Genomic DNA, 247 nt, shown 5'->3' on the forward strand with positions numbered 1-247 from the left:
GGCATATTTAGCGCCAACGGCATAGGTTTTATTAATAGGCTTAACGTATTGCACGTTTAGCTCTGAGCCTAAATCATCAACGCTATTGGCGCTATCGTTGGCATCAAAGCTGTGATAAGCCACTAACCATTTACCGTCAAAGGCTTTACCATTTAAGCTTACATAAGTGTCATCAAGCCCTTGTGCAGGCGTTGCTAAAAACGTATCAGCCCAGCCATTAAATTTATGCATAGTGGCAAGCGGCGTG

At 43.7% G+C, this 247-nt stretch carries 1 pseudogene; it reads right to left on the reverse strand.

From position 1 onward, the window contains the following. Positions 1-247, reverse strand: a pseudogene (locus tag R2R70_RS22250) (hypothetical protein); the annotation flags it as partial.

Source organism: Cobetia sp. SIMBA_158 (assembly GCF_046566945.1).
In the GTDB taxonomy this organism is placed as follows: Bacteria; Pseudomonadota; Gammaproteobacteria; order Pseudomonadales; family Halomonadaceae; genus Cobetia; species Cobetia amphilecti.